13 protein-coding genes and 1 pseudogene are annotated in these 18,407 nt (G+C 72.9%); 10 read left to right on the top strand and 4 right to left on the bottom strand.

The genetic code is table 11. The features are described from left to right. Positions 1-5: 5 nt before the first annotated feature. Together ACIGXJ_RS27180 and ACIGXJ_RS27175 are read left to right on the top strand one after the other, a co-directional pair. A complete protein-coding gene (locus ACIGXJ_RS27180) occupies positions 6-1,358 on the top strand; it encodes a M14 family zinc carboxypeptidase (protein ID WP_399650988.1) in 1,353 nt (450 codons plus the stop codon). Further along, positions 1,355-1,768 carry an SSI family serine proteinase inhibitor gene (locus ACIGXJ_RS27175; RefSeq protein ID WP_399650396.1) on the top strand — a complete coding sequence of 138 codons (414 nt, stop codon included), beginning with the start codon at positions 1,355-1,357 and terminating at the stop codon, positions 1,766-1,768. Before ACIGXJ_RS27180 ends, ACIGXJ_RS27175 begins: the two co-directional genes overlap by 4 nt. Before the next feature lie 27 nt (positions 1,769-1,795). Here ACIGXJ_RS27175 and ACIGXJ_RS27170 read toward each other — a convergent pair whose 3' ends face one another. The 3 genes from ACIGXJ_RS27170 to glgX form a co-directional block, all read right to left on the bottom strand. Further along, the gene (locus ACIGXJ_RS27170; protein WP_399650394.1) at positions 1,796-3,046 is read right to left on the bottom strand and encodes a M14 family zinc carboxypeptidase; all 1,251 of its coding nucleotides are present in this window, start codon (positions 3,044-3,046) and stop codon (positions 1,796-1,798) included. Positions 3,047-3,544: 498 nt separating this feature from the next. Beyond that, entirely contained in the window at positions 3,545-5,911 is a 2,367-nt protein-coding gene (gene treY, locus ACIGXJ_RS27165; RefSeq protein WP_399650391.1) for a malto-oligosyltrehalose synthase, read from the bottom strand. A gap of 329 nt (positions 5,912-6,240) precedes the next feature. Beyond that, positions 6,241-8,364 carry a glycogen debranching protein GlgX gene (glgX, locus tag ACIGXJ_RS27160; RefSeq protein WP_399650389.1) on the bottom strand — a complete coding sequence of 708 codons (2,124 nt, stop codon included), beginning with the start codon at positions 8,362-8,364 and terminating at the stop codon, positions 6,241-6,243. Between the two features lie 191 nt (positions 8,365-8,555). Here glgX and ACIGXJ_RS27155 point away from each other — a divergent pair, with 191 nt between their 5' ends. The 4 genes from ACIGXJ_RS27155 to ACIGXJ_RS27140 all read left to right on the top strand — a co-directional run bounded on the left by ACIGXJ_RS27155 (position 8,556) and on the right by ACIGXJ_RS27140 (position 12,986). Next, a complete protein-coding gene (locus ACIGXJ_RS27155; protein WP_399650387.1) occupies positions 8,556-9,395 on the top strand; it encodes a Tat pathway signal sequence domain protein in 840 nt (279 codons plus the stop codon). 78 nt (positions 9,396-9,473) lie between these two features. After that, on the top strand, positions 9,474-10,796 hold the full coding sequence (locus tag ACIGXJ_RS27150) for a copper amine oxidase (protein ID WP_399650386.1): 1,323 nt from the start codon (positions 9,474-9,476) through the stop codon (positions 10,794-10,796). 103 nt (positions 10,797-10,899) lie between these two features. Beyond that, positions 10,900-12,147, top strand: coding sequence for an SAV2148 family HEPN domain-containing protein (locus ACIGXJ_RS27145; RefSeq protein ID WP_399650383.1), 1,248 nt, complete (start codon positions 10,900-10,902; stop codon positions 12,145-12,147). Positions 12,148-12,254: 107 nt separating this feature from the next. Continuing rightward, complete coding sequence (locus tag ACIGXJ_RS27140) at positions 12,255-12,986, top strand: 3'-5' exonuclease (RefSeq protein ID WP_399650380.1); 732 nt, start codon at positions 12,255-12,257, stop codon at positions 12,984-12,986. 77 nt (positions 12,987-13,063) lie between these two features. On the opposite strand, the gene ACIGXJ_RS27135 is transcribed toward ACIGXJ_RS27140, so the two are convergent. Then, positions 13,064-13,927: a phosphotransferase gene (locus ACIGXJ_RS27135; protein ID WP_399650378.1), complete on the bottom strand. Its 864-nt coding sequence runs from the start codon at positions 13,925-13,927 to the stop codon at positions 13,064-13,066. A gap of 162 nt (positions 13,928-14,089) precedes the next feature. Between ACIGXJ_RS27135 and ACIGXJ_RS27130 the strand changes: the two genes are divergently transcribed. The 4 genes and pseudogenes from ACIGXJ_RS27130 to ACIGXJ_RS27115 all read left to right on the top strand — a co-directional run bounded on the left by ACIGXJ_RS27130 (position 14,090) and on the right by ACIGXJ_RS27115 (position 18,403). Beyond that, complete coding sequence (locus tag ACIGXJ_RS27130) at positions 14,090-15,022, top strand: carbohydrate ABC transporter permease (RefSeq protein WP_399650376.1); 933 nt, start codon at positions 14,090-14,092, stop codon at positions 15,020-15,022. Next, positions 15,019-15,852 (top strand): carbohydrate ABC transporter permease, encoded by an 834-nt coding sequence (locus ACIGXJ_RS27125; protein WP_399650373.1) that lies wholly within the window; start codon positions 15,019-15,021, stop codon positions 15,850-15,852. Before ACIGXJ_RS27130 ends, ACIGXJ_RS27125 begins: the two co-directional genes overlap by 4 nt. Then, entirely contained in the window at positions 15,852-17,129 is a 1,278-nt protein-coding gene (locus ACIGXJ_RS27120; protein WP_399650369.1) for an ABC transporter substrate-binding protein, read from the top strand. The genes ACIGXJ_RS27125 and ACIGXJ_RS27120 overlap by 1 nt, the downstream gene beginning before the upstream one ends. Then, positions 17,119-18,403, top strand: a pseudogene (locus ACIGXJ_RS27115) (glycosyltransferase). The gene ACIGXJ_RS27120 and the pseudogene ACIGXJ_RS27115 overlap by 11 nt, the downstream one beginning before the upstream one ends. Positions 18,404-18,407: the final 4 nt, after the last annotated feature.

The following is an 18,407-nucleotide window of genomic DNA, read 5'->3' as shown; positions in this document are numbered from 1 at the left end:
GTGCCCTGCCGCCCCTCCAGCGCTATCCCACCGCCGGTGAACTGGCCGCCCGTGCCGCCGGTCTCGTCGAACGCCGTCCCCGCGACGTCCGGCTGAGCCGGGCCGGCGCCTCCCGCGCGGGCGAGCCGCTGTGGCTGCTGTCCGTCGGGCACGGCGACCGGCAGGTCCTCGTGGTGGCGGGCCCGCACGCCAACGAACCCGTCGGCGGCGCCACCGCCCTGCGGCTCGCCGAGCGGGTCCTCGCCCGGCCCGAGCTCGCCGACGGTGTCACCTGGAACCTGCTGCTCTGCCTCGACCCGGACGGCCTGCGCCGCAACGAGGGCTGGCTGCACGGCCCGTACACCCTCGGCCACTACTTCCGCAGCTTCTTCCGGCCGGGCTTCCTGGAGCAACCCGAGTGGCTGCCGGACGGCGCCGGCGGGGCAGCGCTGCCGGAGACCCGCGCGCTGCTGCGCCTCCAGGACGAGCTGAAACCTTTCCTCCAGGTGTCGCTGCACGGCGTCGACGTGGGCGGCGGCTTCGTCGAGCTCACCCGGGAGCTGCCCGGCCTCGACCGCCGCCTCGCCCGCACCGCCGCCCGGCTCGGCGTGCCCCGGGAACTCGGCTGCTACGACGCCCTGTACTGGCCGCGTCTCGGCCCCGGCGTCTACCGCATCCCGCCGCCCAGCCGGGGCGACCTGGCCGCCGCGATCACCGAGGCCGCCGTCGAGTCGACCTGGTACCACCCGCACCGCCACGGCACCGTCACCGCCGTCGTCGAGGCGCCCATGTGGGGCGTGGCCGCCGTGGAGGACGCCTCGGAGCCCGCCGACGCGGACCGCGTGCTACGCGTCGTCAGCACGACCCTGCGCCACGACGCACGGCTGCTGGAGGTGCTCCTGACGCGGATCCGGCCGCACGTCGCCGGCGTGCCCGACGCCGCCCGGCTGCTCGCCCCGGTCGAGGACTATTTACTGGTCTGCCCCGGCCTCGCCGACGCCTGGGACCCCGACACCGGCCCCCGCGGCGGCACCCGCCCGCTGCCCGCCCTGAGCACCGCCCACGTGGCCGCCCTGCGCATCGCCGGACTGCGGCTCGCCCTGCGCACGGCGGGACTGCTGCGCCGGCTCGCGCGGGCCGCCGGACGCGGCGCGGCCCGTACGCTGCCCGAGCTGGACCGGCTCATCGACCAGCGCTGCGCCGACTACCGCGACGGGTGCGGGGCGCGCTGGATCCCGGTCGGCGTCCAGACCGAGTTCCAGACGCGGGTGGTCCTCGACGCGTTCGAACTGGCCACCGCACAGGACACCCGCGCGTGGTCCCGTTCGGGTGAGCAGGGGTGGGGGCCGCCGGAGGTCGTGCCGATGCATGGGGAATGACGTACACCATCACCAACGCGGTACGGGGCGGCCTGCTGGCGGCCGCGATCCTCGTCGCGGGCGCCGCCCCGGTCCAGGCGTCGCACCAGCACACCTTCTCCGGCGACTGGCTCTACCTCACCGTCACCCACGGCGACGGCCGCTCCGGCGACATGCGCGGCACCCTGCTGCTGTGCGACCCGCCGCAGGGCCACACCCGCGCGGCCGAGGCCTGCGAGCAGCTCGCCGCCGTCGACGGCCACTTCGAGCGCATCCCGCCCATGGCCGCCATCTGCCCCATGATCTACGCTCCCGTCACCGCCCACGCGCGCGGGACGTGGCACGGCAAGCCCGTGAGGTACACGCGGACCTTCTCCAACAGCTGCGAGATGGCGACCCTGACGGGACCGGTGTTCGCGCTGGACGGGTGAACGCCGGCGCGCACGGGCGGCCGCTCCTCAGGCCGTCCGTGCGCGCGCGTGCAGGGCCGCCGCGACCACCGTGCGGGACTGGTGCTCGATCTGGTGCTCCAGCGGCACCCAGCGGGCGTGGAAGCGCGCGGCGAAGGAGTCGCTCCAGTCGACCACCAGCCGCTCCAGCCGCGGGGCCGCGCGGTCGTCGGTCTCCCGCAGCACCCGCAGCAGCATGGCCGCCGCCCGCAGGGGCAGCCGCCGCGCGAAGGCGTCCACGCTGCCGACGTAGGCCATGGAGTCGTCCGCGGGCGTGGTGTGCATCCAGTCCGCGGCCAGCCCCGGCACCAGCTCCAGCACCCACTTCGCGGCCCGCAGCAGCGGGCCGTCCACGCCCTCCAGCCGGGGCAGCGCGTCGGCGAGCACCCGCTCCACCTCCAGCGTGTCCCTCAGCAGCCGCTCGGCGAGCCGGTGCAGTGCCGCGGCCGGCGCGGGGTGCGGCGCCACGTCGTCCACCAGGTCGCTCGCCCACATCGGCACCTCCACGACCGCGGTGAGACCGCCGTAGCGGTGCGCGTGGAACCAGGTGCTGTGGCGTGCGTCGTCCGGCATGCTCGGGTACGCCACCCCCGACTCGCGCGTCGGCAGCACATGCACGCCGGGGCCGGACGCGGGCCAGCCCGCGGCGTCCGACGCGCCCGTCTCCACCGGGATGTGCAGCTCCGCCGCCGACTTGGCGAACGGCTCCGCCAGCCCCGGGATGTCCTTCGTCAACTGCACCCAGCTGCCGCCCAGATCGGTGCCGTGCAGGGTCACCTGGAGGTACGGGCGCAGCTCGTCGATGAGGCCGGTCAGCGTGCGCGTCTCGGGCGGCAGCCGGTCCGGCGGCAGCACCGACGGCGACCACTCCGGCTGCTCGGGCCCGGCCGGCCGGTAGAAGCCGCGGTGGTAGTCGAGCAGGCTGCGCGGCGCGGGTGTGATGTGCAGGCTCGCCCCGTCCGGGTCCGCGCACAGCAGGAAGTGCCAGGACGTCCCGTCCCGCAACGCCCGCTCGTACAGCACCCGTTCGGCCAGCGCCAGCAGCGTCGGCCCGCCGGCCGGCTCGTTGGCGTGGGCGCCCGCGACGACCAGCACGGTACGCCGCGCTCGCCCCACGGACAGCAGATGCAGCGGACGCCCCTCCCGCGAGACGCCCACCTCGCGCAGGGCGCACAGACCGGGGTGGCCGACGGCCAGCGCCCGCGCGGACGACACCAGTTCGGGCACGGTGGGGTAGCGCAGCTCCGGCAGGAGACTCACCCCCGACTTGTTTCCGACCGGACCAGAACCCGCAGTACCCCACGGAGTTGAGCCCCTGTCAAGAAAACTGACAGCCCACCTGGGGGCGCCCGGAGGCACTCCCTGGCGGGCACCGGTGCCGGCGCGCCTCTCCGGCGCCACATGCCCGGAAGCACGTCCTGGTGGGGGACGGTGCGGGGCGTCTTTCCGGCCGGTCGTGCGCGGAGGCACCTCTCGGTGGGCGCCGGTGTTCCGGTACGCCGGCGCCCGGAGGCACCTCCGCGTGGAGGACGGTGTGGGCGCGTGTCTCCGGCCGGATGCGCCCGGAGGCGTCTCTTGGCGGGGTGCGCGTGTCCTGGCGGGGTGCCTGTGTCTTGGCGGGGTGCGCGTGTCCTGGCGGGGTGCGCGTGTCCTGGCGGGGTGCGCGTGTCTTGGCTGGGCGCCCGTCTCTTGGGCAGGCGCCCCCGTCAGCGCACCTCCCCGACCCGTTCGCGCCCCGAGGCCCCCGCCCCCGGCCCCTCAGCGCTCCTCCCCGACCCGTTCCAGCAGCGCCACCGGAAGGGGGTCGAAGAGGTCGGCCACACGGGTGTGGCCGCTGAACTCCCGTCCCGGGGTGAGCACGTCGGCCCAGCGGCCGGGCGGCAGGGAGAGCGAGGTGTCGCGCCAGCCGCCCGCTTCCGCCAGCCGCAGCGACAGCCGGGTCACGGCCGTGATGACCTGGCCGGAGCGCACGAACGCGGCGCAGTGCGTGGCCGCGTACCCCTCGGCGGCGAGCGGTGCGTACGTGGCCGACTCCCCGAACGCCTCCGGCCGCTGCGACCGCAGCCGCAGCGCGGCGGCCGTCACCGCCGTCTTGTCGCCCGGGTCCTCGGCCGGCAGCGCGACCGGCCGCCGGTTGTCCGGGTCGACCAGGGCCCGGTACTCGGCCTCCGTGCCCTGGTACAGGTCCGGCACGCCCGGCATCGTCAGCTGCACCAGCGCCATGCCCAGCACGTTCGCCCGGATGTGCGGCTCCATCCGCGCCCGGAAGGCCGCCACCCGCTCGCCCGGCACCCCGCAGGGCCCCGCCGCCACGAACGCCGCCACCGCCTCCTCGTACGGCGGCTCCTGCTCGGTCCAGCTCGTGTACAGCCCGGCCTCGCGCACATGCTTCAGCAGCGCGCCCTGCACCCGGTCGGGGTCCGCGGGGCCCAGCCCGAACACCGTCTGCCAGGCCGCCCACGCCAGCTGGGCGTCCGGCACGGCCTCCTCCGCACGCGAGACGTCGGCCAGGACGTCCGCCCAGCGCCCCGGGCACTCGGTGAGCACGGCCAGCGCCGCCCGCACATCGGCGCTGCGCTTGGTGTCGTGCGTGGAGACGACCGTCCCCGACACCGGCCAGTCGCGCTGCACGCGCTCGCAGTAGGCGTGGAAGTCCTCCGGCGGCACCGCGGGCACGCCCGGGTCGCCGCCCACCTCCGTCGCCGACAGCAGCGGCACGTACCGGTAGAACGCCGTGTCCTCCACGGACTTCGCCCGCAGCGCCGACGACAGCTGCGCGAACCGGGTGCGGAACTCCACCTCGTCGGGACCGTCCGTGTCGCCCCCGTGGCGCCCCAGCAGCAGATCCCGTACGACGTCCACGGCCCCGGCCTCCTCGGGCACCGCGAACGCGAGCCTGGCCTCGGCGGCGGCGCGCTCCGTGAGGGCGGCGTCCGCGCCCTCGGTGCCGTACGGCCGGTACACCTCCATGCGGACCAGCAGCTCGCGCAGCGCCAGGGCCAGCGCCCACGGCGCCCGGTCGCGCAGCGCCGGGTCCGGCGAGCCGGCGCACACCCGGACCGCCACGCGGGTGAGCCGGTCCAGCTCGGCCGCCAGCTCGTGCTCGACGACGCCGTACGCCGCCCGGCGCACCGTCGCGTCCCAGTCGCCGCCCCGGTCGGTCTGCGGGGCCGCGAACCTGCGGTAGTGGCCGAGGAGCTCCGCGGCCCCGCCCGGGTCGGTGAACAGCCCGTCGATCCGGCGCAGGGCGTCGTAGCCGGTGGTGCCCGCCACCCGCCAGGAGGCCGGCAGCCGTTCGTGGTCGGCGAGGATCTTCTCCACCACGGTCCAGCGGCCGCCGGTGGCCTCGTGCAGCCGCGCCAGATAGCTTCCGGGGTCGGCGAGGCCGTCCACGTGGTCCACGCGCAGCCCGTCGACCACGCCCTCGTGCAGCAGTGCGAGGATCTTGCCGTGCGTGGCCTCGAAGACCTCCGGGTCCTCCACCCGCACCCCGATCAGCTGGGAGATGCTGAAGAACCGCCGGTAGTTCAGCTCCGTACGGGCCAGCCGCCACCACGCGAGCCGGTACCACTGGGCGTCCAGCAACTTCGGCAGAGGCAGGTTCTCGGTGCCCTCGCGCAGCGGGAAGACGTGGTCGTAGTAGCGCAGGACGTCGCCGTCGACCCGCAGGGCGTCCAGTTCGCCGCCGAGCGGGCCGCCCAGCACCGGCAGCAGCAGCCGGCCGCCCTGGGCGTCCCAGTCGATGTCGAACCAGCGCGCGTACGGCGACTTCGGTCCCTCGCGCAGCACCTCCCACAGGGCGGGGTTGTGGGCCGGGGCCATCGCCATGTGGTTCGGCACGATGTCCACCACCAGGCCGAGCCCGTGCTCCCGCGCGGTGTGCGCCAGGGCGCGCAGGCCCTCCTCGCCGCCGAGCTCCTCACGCACACGCGCGTGGTCGACGATGTCGTAGCCGTGCGTCGAACCGGGGACGGCCTCCAGGACGGGCGACAGATGCAGGTGCGAGACGCCGAGCGAGGCCACGTACGGCACGGCCGCCGCGGCGGCCGCGAACGGGAACGCTGGCTGGAGCTGAAGCCGATACGTGGACGTCGGCACCGGCGGGACGGATCGCTCAGGTGTCATGTGGAGCTACGTACCCGCCCTGCCGGCTTTCGTGTCATCACCACGGGGACGTGATCACGACACGCGCACACGCGTGTGGCCGGTTTCGAGCGACGCAGGGCGCGACCGCGAGTCACGCGCCTCTCGTCGGGTCACCCCTGCCCGTCACCCGTCCGGGGGACGGATGACGGGTGTCGGGCGTCCGGGTGACGGATGACGGATGACGGGTGACGGGTGACGGGTGACGGGTGACGGGTGTCGGACGACAGGCGACGGGTGTCGTCCGACAGACCGGTAGCGCTGGTGGCTCCCGCAGGGCCGGCCCCGCTCAGGCGCACACGCGTGTGCGCCTAGGCGGGCCGCTGCAGCACCGTCAGGCTGCGGTCCACCAGCCGCAGCCGCTCCCCGGCCGCGACCTTGGGGCCGCTCCCCGGCGGGACGCCCTCCGGGCGGGAGGTGTCCACGACGACCTGCCACTGCCGCCCGTGGTCGACCGGCACCACGAAGTCCAGCTCCTTCGGCGAGGCGTTGAACATCATCAGGAAGGAGTCGTCCATGATCCGCTCCCCGCGCGCGCCCGGCTCGGAGATGGCGTTGCCGTTGAGGAACACCGTCAACGCCGACGCCTGCGCCGAGTCCCAGTCCCGCTGGGTCATCTCCCGGCCCGCGGGCGTGAACCACGCGATGTCGGACAGGTCGTCGTGCGTGCCCTCCACCGGCCGCCCGTGGAAGAAGCGCCGGCGCCGGAAGACGGGGTGCTCCTTGCGCAGCCGTGCCATCGCGCGCGTGAAGTCGAACAGAGTGCTGTCGGCCTTCTCGTCCCCGGGCTCCGGCCAGCGCACCCAGGCCAGCTCGCTGTCCTGGCAGTAGGCGTTGTTGTTGCCGTGCTGGGTGCGGGCGAACTCGTCGCCGTGGCTGATCATCGGTACGCCCTGGGACAGCATCAGCGTGGCGACGAAGTTGCGCATCTGCCGGGCCCGCAGCCGCAGCACGTCCTCGTCGTCGGTGTCGCCCTCCACGCCGCAGTTCCAGGACCGGTTGTGGCTCTCGCCGTCCCGGTTGCCCTCGCCGTTGGCGTCGTTGTGCTTGTGGTTGTACGACACCAGGTCGTTGAGGGTGAAGCCGTCGTGGCAGGTGACGAAGTTGATGGAGGCCAGCGGGCGGCGCCCGTCGTCCTGGTAGAGGTCGGAGGAGCCGGTCAGCCGGGAGGCGAACTCCGCGAGGGTGCGCGGCTCGCCCCGCCACATGTCCCGCACGGTGTCGCGGTACTTGCCGTTCCACTCGGTCCACAACGGCGGGAAGTTGCCCACCTGGTAGCCGCCCTCGCCGACGTCCCACGGCTCGGCGATCAGCTTCACCTGGGACACCACCGGGTCCTGCTGCACCAGGTCGAAGAACGACGACAGCCGGTCCACCTCGTGGAACTGCCTGGCCAGCGTCGCCGCGAGGTCGAAGCGGAAGCCGTCGACATGCATCTCGGTGACCCAGTACCGCAGCGAGTCCATGATCAGCTGCAGGACGTGCGGGGACCGCATCAGCAGCGAGTTCCCGGTGCCGGTGGTGTCCATGTAGTAGCGCTTGTCCGGCATGAGCCGGTAGTAGGACGGGTTGTCCAGGCCCTTGAACGACAGGGTCGGACCGAGGTGGTTGCCCTCGGCGGTGTGGTTGTAGACGACGTCGAGGATGACCTCGATCCCCGCCTCGTGCAGTGCCCGCACCGCCGACTTGAACTCCAGCACCTGCTGGCCGCGGTCGCCCCAGGAGGCGTACGCGTTGTGCGGGGCGAAGAACCCGATGGTGTTGTAGCCCCAGTAGTTGTTCAGGCCCATGTCGACCAGCCGGTGGTCGTTCACGAACTGGTGTACGGGCATCAGCTCCAGCGCGGTCACCCCGAGCTCGGTCAGATGCTCGATGACCGCCGGGTGCGCCAGGGCCGCGTAGGTGCCGCGCAGTTCCTCCGGCAGCCCCGGGTGGCGCATGGTGAGGCCCTTCACATGGGCCTCGTAGATCACCGTGTGGTGGTACTCGGTGCGTGGACGCCGGTCGTCGCCCCAGTCGAAGTAGGGGTTCACCACCACGGACGACATGGTGTGCGGGGCCGAGTCCAGGTCGTTGCGCCGTTCGGGTGCGTCGAAGTGGTAGCCGTACACCTCCTCCCCCCACTGGATGGAACCGCTGATCGCCTTCGCGTACGGGTCGAGCAGCAGCTTCGCCGAATTGCAGCGCAGTCCGCGCTCCGGGGCGTACGGACCGTGCGCCCTGAACCCGTACCGCTGTCCCGGCATCACGCCCGGCACGTACGCGTGCCGGACGAACGCGTCGGACTCCCGCAGCTCCACCGCCGTCTCCGAGCCGTCGTCGTGCAGCAGACACAGCTCTACTCGGTCCGCGGCCTCCGTGAACACCGCGAAGTTCGTGCCGGCGCCGTCGTACGTGGCACCGAGGGGATATGCCTCTCCAGGCCAGACCTGCATGGATACGACTCTTTCAGGTGTGCCGCCCTGCTGGGGGCGCCTTGACCCCGAGTCTCCCCGAAAGTGATGGAACCACCTATGACTTACGTCCCTCTTATCGGTCGACCAGTGCATACGGCCGGATACGGCCGATGCCGAAAGTGTGGGGCAAACACGTACTCCCGGGGATGAACGGGGAGTAGGGGGATGATGTGCGCACGATAGTGCACCGCCATCTGGGCAAGGTGGTGGCCGGGGCCGCCATAGCCGTGGCCGGGACCGCCGTGATGATCGGCGTGACCCTGCCGGGCACGGCCGGGGCCGGGGAGAACGGGGGCGCCGCGGGCGCCGGCGACGGCACCGCCGCGGCCGGGCGGACGGCGCAGGGAGAGACGTCGGAGCAGGGAACCGCGGGCGCGCCGGCCGCCGCGCCCGGAGTCGTGGAGGAGGCGCCGGCCGAGGGAGAGAAGGGCACGGGCCGCGACCCGCTGACCGACGACGAGATCGACCGCGTCGCGCGGCTCGCCATGAACCGGCAGCAGTTCGACGCGAGCGAGGACGTCGACGGCGACCGTGGTCCGCAGCGCCTCGCGGTGGACCTCGCCGAACCCGAGTCCGACACGGCGAGCGGGCCGCGCCGCGCCGAGGTGTCGTTCTACGACTACAAGAACGACACCCTGGTGACCAAGACCGTCAACCTCGACACGGGGAAGGTCGAGAAGACGGCCACCGAGCGCGGAGTCCAGCCGCCGCTGAGCCGCGCCGAGTACGCGGAGGCGGCCCGGCTGCTGATCACCGACCCGCTCGGAGCGGACCTGAAGGCCGACTACAAGGACGCCACCGGCAAGGAGCTCACCTCGCCGGACCAGCTGCTGCTCAACGGAGCGGTGTACCGGGCGGCTCCCGGAGCCCAGCCCGCCGAGCTCGACAAGTGCGGCGAACACCGGTGCGTGCGACTGTTCCCGAAGGTCAAGAACGGCCCGTGGATCGACGCCCGGGCGTTCGTCGTCGACCTCAGCGCCCGCAAGGTCGGCAAGCTCGACCTCGGCTGAGCGGCCTTCGGTTCGCTTTTCCAACTGACTCGTACCTCCGGTACTGACTTGAACTTCCGGTAAGGGAGCCACCTCTTCATGCGTGCCAACCGAATCCGTTCCGCCCGGCGGGCCGCCGTCGGCCTGTCCGTGGCCGCGCTCGCCGCCGGCGCCACGACCGCCGCCGGCCCCGCCTCCGCCCAGCCCGCCGCCCGGCCCCAGGCCGCCCCGGCGCCGGCCGCCGACTGCAGCGCCGCCTACCGCATCGAACAGAAGCTCACCAGCGGCACCACCTGGCGCATGTGCTGGCGCTACGACTCCAAGGCCGGCCTCGTCCTGGAGAAGATCTCCTACCAGCCCAAGGGCGAGACCAAGCCGATCCGCGTCCTCAACAGCGCCCGCCTCGGCCAGATCCACGTCCCCTACGACGACGGCAGCGTCGAGTACGACGACCTCACCGGCTTCGGCTTCGCCCAGGGCCTGGTCAACCTCGCGCCCGGCGAGTGCCCCGGCGGCACCATCAAGACCGTCAAGGTCCCCGACGCCTGGCAGGACCCCAACGTCAAGGGCCTGTGCACCACCACCCGCTCGCGCGGCCACGCCTACCGCATGCAGGGCGACACCGCGAACAAGGTCTACCAGGCCCAGGGCAAGGACCTGCTCGTCTACACCGTCAACCAGGTCGGCTGGTACGAGTACATGACGGAGTGGCGCTTCCAGGACGACGGCACCGTCACCATGAACGTCGGCGCCACCGGCAGTCTCTCCTACGAGGACTACGACGCCGGGGACGGCCGCGGCTGGCCCATCGGCAAGGGCGCCGACGCCGCCAAGGCCACCAGCCACAGCCACAACGTCTTCTGGCGGCTCGACTTCGCCCTGGACGGCTCCACGAAGAACCGGGTCGAGCAGTACGACTCCGCCGTCTCCGCGCCCGTCAGCGGCAACCGCGCCCCGACCACCAAGACCACCCGCACCAAGGTCACCAAGGAACTCAGCGGCGACTCCAGGAACTACCGCTGGTGGCGCGTGGTCTCCGCGACCGGCAAGAACAAGGACCTGCACCCGCGTTCGTACGAGATCGTCCCCGGCACCAGCACCAAGTACCCGGGCCGCAGCTACACCAAGCACGACCTGTACGTCACCCAGTACAACGCGTGCGAGAAGTTCGCCAGCCACAACCCCGGCTGCCCCGCCGGCCAGCCGAAGTCCGTCGACAAGTGGGTGAACGGCCAGGCCCTCACCCACCCCGTGGTCTGGATGAACGTCGGCTTCCACCACATCGCGCGCGACGAGGACCAGCAGCCGATGCCCGTCCACTGGCAGGGCTTCTCCATCGTCCCGCGTGACGTCACCGCTATGAATCCGCTCACTCCGAGCGACCTCCAGTGGCAGAACGGCCACTGGCAGCCGCGCAGTTGAGAAACGACCCTCTCCATCGGGCTGCACCGCCGACCGCTCCCGGAGTAGGCTTCCTTGATCGTTGGGACGGGGAGAGCTCGGGGGAGCGGAAGGCGGTGCGCGCGTGGGCTCGGGAGGGCTGGAGCTGCCCCCTGGTGACGAGGGTCACGAGGGGGACTCCACTGAGGTCCCGCCCGGCACGGTGTCACTGGCCCGTCCCATGGAGACGGGTTCCATCGGGCCGGAGCTGGAGTGGGACGCCGAGGCCTGGCGCGAGGTGCGCACCCGCGCCCAGCGGGCCGGCCGCGCCTACATCTGGCTGAACCTGGTCGAACAGCGGCTGCGCGCGGTCGTCGCCGCCGTCCTTCGGCCCATCTACGAACCGGTCCACGGCGACGACTGGGTCGTCGCCGCGGCTGGACCGGCCGGGCAGGAGTGGGTGCAGCGCGCCGTCGCCGTGCGTGAAGTCAGCCGCCGCAAGGGCTACTTGCTCGACCCGGCCGACGACAACGTCCTCAGCTTCCTCACGCTGCCCCAGCTGCGCGAGCTGATGGTCCAGCACTGGCCGTGCTTCGAGCCGTACGTCGACGACCGCCGTGACGTCGAACTCGTACTGGACGAGCTGGAGGTGACCCGCAACGTCGTCTCGCGCAACCGGGCCCTGTCCGAGGCGGTCCTCGGCCAGGCCGAGCGCGCCTCGGCCCGTCTGCTCGACGCGCTCGGCGCGGGCGGCGACGTGCCCTCCGCGCGCCGGCTGCCGGTGGACGCCGTCGAGGACCTCGTCGGCGACCGGTACGCGGACGTCGTCGCCGTGCACTCCGACCGGGTGCGGCTGCTGCGCCAGTTCCCCGCCGAGGACCTCTTCGGCGGCGCCCGCCGCCTGGACGCCCTCGGCATCGGCCTCAACCTGCTCGTGCAGAACTTCTCCGGCCGCCGCCTGGTCCGGCTGGCCGAGGCCGGCTGCCGGACGCGGCTGCTGTTCCTCAACCCCGCCTCCAGCGCGGTCAAGCGGCGCGAGCGCGAGCTCGGCATGAAGCGGGGGGAGCTGAGCCGGGCCGTGGAGATGAACATCCTGCACATGCGCCGGGTCCGCTCCCGGCTGCGCGACCCCGGCGCCTTCGAGATCCAGGTGTACGACGAGACGCCCCGCTGCACCGCCTACCTCGTCGACGGCGACGGCTCCGACGGCATCGCGGTCGTCCAGTCCTATCTGCGCCGCTCGCGCGGGATGGAGGCGCCGGTGCTGGTGCTGCGCGGCGGCAGCCGGGTGGTGAAGTCCGGCGCGGACGCCCTGGCCGACGACGGCGGGCTGTTCGCCACCTATCGCGAGGAGTTCGAGACGGCCTGGGCGGATTCGCGGCCTGTGTCGTGAAGTGTCCGCCCCTGGGTGGGGCGGGCGGAACGCGGACCTCGGATTGTCAGTGGCGCATGCGAAGGTGGAGGCCACTGGGGGAAGCACCACCAAGAAGGGGGGCCGCCATGGCCTGGCACCGGGAGCTGCTGATCGGCTTCGACCTGGAGACGACCGGGACCGATCCGCGTGAGGCGCGCATCGTCACGGGCGCGGTGATAGAGGTCCGGGCCGGACAGGTGCTGGGGCGCCGGGAGTGGCTGGCCGACCCGGGCGTGGAGATCCCGGCCGACGCCGTCGCCGTGCACGGCATCAGCAACGAGCGCGCCGCCGCCGAGGGCCGGCCCGCGGACGAGGTCGCCGACGCCATCGCAGACGTGCTCGTCGCCTACTGGCGGACGGGCGTCCCCGTCGTCGCCTACAACGCCGTCTTCGACCTGACCCTGCTCGCCGCGGAGCTGCACCGGCACGGACTGCCGTCGCTGCGCGAGCGGCTCGGCGGCCTGGAGCCCGCGCCCGTCATCGACCCGTACACCATCGACCGCCGCGCCGACCGCTACCGCCGAGGCAAGCGGAACCTGGAGGCGGTCTGCACCGAGTACGGCGTCCCGCTCGACTCCGCGCACGACGCCTCGGCCGACGCCCTCGCCGCGGCGAGACTCGCCTGCGCGATAGCCGACCGGCACGCGAAGGTCGCCGCCCTGGGGCCGGCCGAACTGCATCGGAGCCAGATCGGGTGGTACGCGGAATGGGCCGCGGACTTCCAGAGCTTTTTGCGCCGCAAGGGGGAGGCGGGGGCTGTGGTGGAGGGGGTCTGGCCGGTGCGGGAAGTCGTCACGGAGACCGTGCGGGCCAAGTAGCGCCGTCTGCCGTCCGCGGGCCGGGGTGGTTGCTCGCGCAGTTCCCCGCGCCCCTTGGGGACGTCCGCTCACCCTTCCTAGAACGGATACCACCTCACCTTCTCGTCGCCCTCCCGCAGCGACGCCACCCTGCGGTCGAACTCCGCCCGTGCCTTCGGGTTCGTCGGTGCGTGCTGGGCCACCCAGGCGCAGCTCGCCGTCTCGCGGGCGCCGCGGAGCACACCGCAGCCCTCCCACTCACGCACGTCCCAGCCGTACACCTCGGTGAAGGACTCGTACGCCTCGGCCGGCAGGCCGTAGCGGTCGTGGGAGAGGGCCATGACGACCAGGTCGTGCTCACGCAGGTCGGCCGAGAAGGTCTCCAGGTCGACCAGGACGGGACCGCCGGGGCCGATGTGGACGTTGCGGGGGAGCGCGTCGCCGTGGACGGGACCCGGCGGCAGATGAGGGGTGAGCGCGGCGGCGGCCGCCGCGAAGCCGTCACGGCGTTCGCGCAGGAACGCCGCGTCGGCCGGGTCGATCGCGTCCCCGGCCAGGCGCAGCCAGCGCTCCACGCCGCCCAGGAGGTCACGGGGCGGGAGGGGGAAGGGCGGGGAGGGCAGGGCGTGCACGACCCGGAGCAGTTCGGCCAGGTCCCGGGGCTCGGCGGGGCGGACGGGGTCCGGCATCCGGTGCCACACGGTCACCGGGTGGCCCTCGACGAGCAGCGCCTCCTCCGCGGCGGCCCGGACCGCGGGCACGTTCTCCTCGGCGAGCCAGAGCGCCACGGTCAGCTCATGGCGGGCCCGGTCCAGCAGTTCGGCGTCGCGGCCCACCTTGACGGCCAGGTCACCGGCGGCGAACACGGCGTTCTCGCCGAGCGCGAGCAGCCGCGCGTCCGCGGCCGGCCCGGGCAGGACCCCCGCCGCGGCCAGCACCTCCCGGGCTCGGGTCTCGTCCATCGTGCTCGCCTCCGTGCGGCCCTCGGTCGTGTGATCGTCCGTCGGCCAGTCTCGCATTCGCAAGCGGGGCCGGTGCGCGGGGCCTTGACGGGGCAGGGCCCCGTCACGACCATGACGGGGCCCAGTCCGAGATCGTGGCAAGCCGTCAGAGGAGCCGATCACGTGACCTTGGTGACCGCGACGAAGCGGCCCGCACGGCGATCACCGCCGCCTTCGCGGGGCGGGCCCGCGCCAGGAGGGGCCTGGTTCCTCGTCCTGCCCGCGCTGATCCCGATCCTGCTGCTGAGCGTGGGACCGCTGCTCTACGGCATCCTGCTGGCGTTCACCGACGCACAGTCGGGGCGCACCCAGGCCACCCGGTGGATCGGGGCGCTCAACTTCCGCGACCTGCTGCACGACACGCTGTTCTGGGAGTCGTTCCGGATCGGGCTGGTGTGGGCCGTCGGGGTGACCGTGCCGCAGTTCCTGCTCGCGCTCGGGCTGGCCCTGCTGCTGAACCAGGACCTCCGGCTGCGCTGGCTCGCGCGGGCCCTGGCGATCGTGCCGTGGGCCATGCCGGAGGTCGTGGTCGGGGTGATGTGGCGGCTGGTCTACAACCCGGACGCGGGCGTCCTCAACGACACCCTGCGCGGACTGGGCCTCGGCGACGGCCGGGACTGGCTGAGCGGACTGGCCACCGCGCTGCCCGCGGTGATCGTCGTCGGCGTGTGGGCCGGTATGCCGCAGACGACGGTCGCCCTGCTCGCCGGACTGCAGAACACCCCGGGGGAACTGCACGAGGCGGCCGCCCTGGACGGGGCCGGCGCCTGGAGGCGCTTCCGCGCGGTCACCTGGCCGGCGCTCAGACCGGTGGCGCTCGCCATCACCGCGCTCAACCTCATCTGGAACTTCAACTCCTTCGCCCTGGTCTATGTGCTCACCAGCGGCGGACCCGGCGGCCGCACCCGGCTGCCCATGCTGTTCGCGTACGAGGAGGCCTTCCGGTACGGCCAGTTCGGCTACGCGGCGGCGATGGGCTGTGTGATGGTCGCGGTGATCTCGGTGCTGCTGGCCGTCTTCCTGGCGGGGCGGCTCGGGGGAGGTGACGAGGCATGAGGACGGGGAAGGCGGCCCGCGGCGGGCAGTACCTCGCGCTGCTCGCGTATCTGGCGTTCCTGGCGCTGCCGTTCCTCTGGCTGGTGTCCACGGCGTTCAAACCGCCCCGGGAACTGGCCGGTCTGGACCCGGCCTGGATCCCGAGGGACCCCACGCTCGCCAACTTCCGGCAGGCCTTCGACGAACAGCCGCTGCTGCGCGCCGCGGCCAACTCCCTGCTGGCGGCGGGTGCGGCGGCGGTGATCGCCGTGCTGGTGGCCACGCCGATGGCGTATGTGCTGGCGCGGCACCGCGGCAGGCTGTCGCGGGCGGCGAGCGGCTGGGTGGTGGTCAGCCAGGCGTTCCCGTTCGTGCTGGTGATCATCCCGCTGTTCCTGGTGCTGAAGAACCTGCGGCTGATCGACTCGGTGGCGGGGCTGATCGCCGTGTACGTGGTGTGGGCGCTGCCGTTCGCGCTGTGGATGCTGGCCGGCTATGTCCGGGCGGTGCCGGTCGAGCTGGAGGAGGCGGCGGCCGTCGACGGGGCCGGCCGGCTGCGGACGCTGGTGTCGGTGACCGCGCCGCTGCTGGGGCCGGGGATCGTGGCGACGGGGCTGTTCGCGTTCGTCACCGCGTGGAACGAGTTCTTCTTCGCGCTGGTGCTGCTGAAGACCCCGGAGAAGCAGACCCTGCCGGTGGTGCTCACCCACTTCATCGGCGCGGAGGGCGTCGCCGACCTCGGCCCGCTGGCCGCCGCCGCGTTCCTCGCGACGCTGCCCTCGCTGGTCGTCTTCGCCGCAGTCCAGCGCCGGATCACGGGCGGTCTGGTCGCCGGGGCGGTGAAGAGCTGATGCGCGCACGACTGGTCCTGGCCGTGGTCATGGCCCTGCTGCTCACCGCCTGCGCCGGCGACGACCGTCCCGACTCCGGCCGTATCACCCTCCGCTTCCAGTCCCTCGCCTGGCAGGAGGAGTCCGTCGCGGTCAACAAGGAGCTGGTCGCGGAGTGGAACGCGGTCCACCCGGACATCCGCGTCGAGTACGTCCAGGGCAGCTGGGACAGCGTGCACGACCAGCTGCTGACCTCCTTCGAGGGCGGCGAGGCGCCCGACATCATCCACGACGCCTCCGACGACCTGGCCGACTTCGCCTACGGCGGCTATCTCGCCGATCTGACGGAGCTGCTGTCACCGCGGCTGAAGTCCGACATCCCGGACCGCAGTTGGGAGACGACGACCTTCGGGGACGGCGTCTACGGGGTGCCCTTCCTCCAGGAGCCCCGGGTGCTGATCGCCGACGCGCGCCGGCTGAAGCAGTCCGGTGTGCGGATACCGACGCCGGAACACCCCTGGACCTGGCCGGAGTTCCGGGAGGTCACCCGGCGCCTCAGCGGCGACGGGAAGTTCGGTGTGGCCTGGCCCCTGAGGGAGCCCGTGTCCGCCACGCTCAACCTCTCCTTGTCGGCGGGCGGCAGGCTGTTCCACCGGGGCCCCGACGGCAAGGTCACCGTCCGCTTCGAGGCGGGCGACGAGGTCGTGCCGAGCACGATCCACCATCAGGTCGGCACCGACCGCAGCGCCTCCGACACCACCCTCGGCAGCGGCGGCTCGGACACGCTGCCGGGGTTCTTCGGCGGCCGGTACGCGATGGTCCCGCTCGGCTTCTCCTACCGCCAGCAGATCGTGCAGCAGGCCCCCGAGGGCTTCGACTGGCAGGTGCTGCCCGCCCCCGCGGGCGCCGGCGGACTCGCGCAGGGCGTCAGCCCGCAGACCCTGTCCATCGCCGAGGACAGCCCGCACAAGAAGGAGGCGGCCGCGTTCCTGGACTTCCTGCTGCGGCCGCGGAACATGGTCCGCCTCGCCCTCGGCGACTGGATGCTGCCGACGGGCGAGCGGGCCCTCGCCGACCCCGCCCTGCACACCACGCGCCACGACTGGGCGACCGGCACCGCGCTCGCCGCCCATCTGCGGCCGGCGCCCGCGCAGTCCGTACGGGGCTACCCGGAGTGGAAGGACAAGGTGGCGACCCCGGCGTTCCAGGAGTACTACAGCGGTGCGATCGGGCTGGACGAGCTGAAGAGGCGGCTGGAGGAGGACGGGAATCTGGTGCTGGCCCGCTATCAGCGCTGACGGGGCGCACCGAGTTCTCGGCCGCTCCGGAAAAAGATTGTACGAGACGTCTCGTCTCGTCTAGTCTCGTGGGCATGATGACGCAGCCCGCACACATCGCCATGTTCTCCATCGCCGCCCACGGCCATGTGAACCCCAGCCTCGAGGTGATCCGCGAGCTCGTCGCGCGCGGTCACCGGGTGACGTACGCGATCCCGCCGATCTTCGCGGAGAAGGTCGCCGCCACCGGCGCCGAGGTCAAGCCGTGGAACTCCACCCTGCCCACCCCCGACGACGACCCGTCGGCCTGGGGGACCACTCTGCTGGACAACGTCGAGCCGTTCCTGGACGACGCCGTCCAGGCGCTGCCCCAGCTCATCGAGGCCTACGACGGCGACGAACCCGACCTCGTGATCCACGACATCACCTCCTACCCGGCCCGGGTCCTCGCCCACCGCTGGGGCGTCCCCGCGATCTCCCTGTCCCCGAACCTCGTCGCCTGGAAGGGCTACGAGCAGGAGGTCGCCGAGCCGATGTGGGAGGAGCCGAAGAAGACCGAGCGGGGCCGCGCCTACTACGCCCGCTTCGAGGCCTGGCTGCGGGAGAACGGCATCGACCTGCACCCCGACCCGTTCATGGGCCGCCCCGACCGCTCCCTGGTGCTGATCCCCAAGGCGCTCCAGCCGAACGCCGACCGGGTCGACGAGACGGTGTACACGTTCGTCGGCGCCTGCCAGGGCGACCGCTCCGACGAGGGCGGCTGGCAGCGGCCCGCCGGCGCCGAGAAGGTCGTCCTGGTCTCGCTCGGCTCGTCCTTCACCAAGCAGCCCGCCTTCTACCGCGAGTGCGTCAAGGCCTTCGCCGGCCTGCCCGGCTGGCACGTGGTGCTCCAGATCGGCAGGAGCGTGGACCCGGCCGAGCTGGGGGAGACCCCCGGCAACGTCGAAGTGCACTCCTGGGTCCCGCAGTTGGCGGTGCTCAAGCAGGCCGACCTGTTCGTCACCCACGCCGGGGCCGGCGGCAGCCAGGAGGGCCTCGCCACCGGCACGCCGATGATCGCCGTACCGCAGGCCGTCGACCAGTTCGGCAACGCCGACATGCTCCAGGCCCTCGGCGTCGCCCGGCACCTGCCGACGGAGGAGGCCACCGCGCAGGCCCTGCGCACCGCCGCCCTCGACCTGCTCGACGACCCGGAGGTGGCCCGCCGGCTGGCGGAGATCAGGGCCGGGATGGCGGAGGAGGGCGGCACGCGGCGGGCGGCGGACCTCATCGAGGCCGAGCTGCCCGCCCGTTGAGCGG

Source organism: Streptomyces sp. NPDC053367 (genome assembly GCF_044545925.1).
GTDB lineage: Bacteria > Actinomycetota > Actinomycetes > Streptomycetales > Streptomycetaceae > Streptomyces.
Note: the sequence above shows the minus strand (reverse complement) of the source record. Positions and strands in the feature narration are given on the sequence as shown.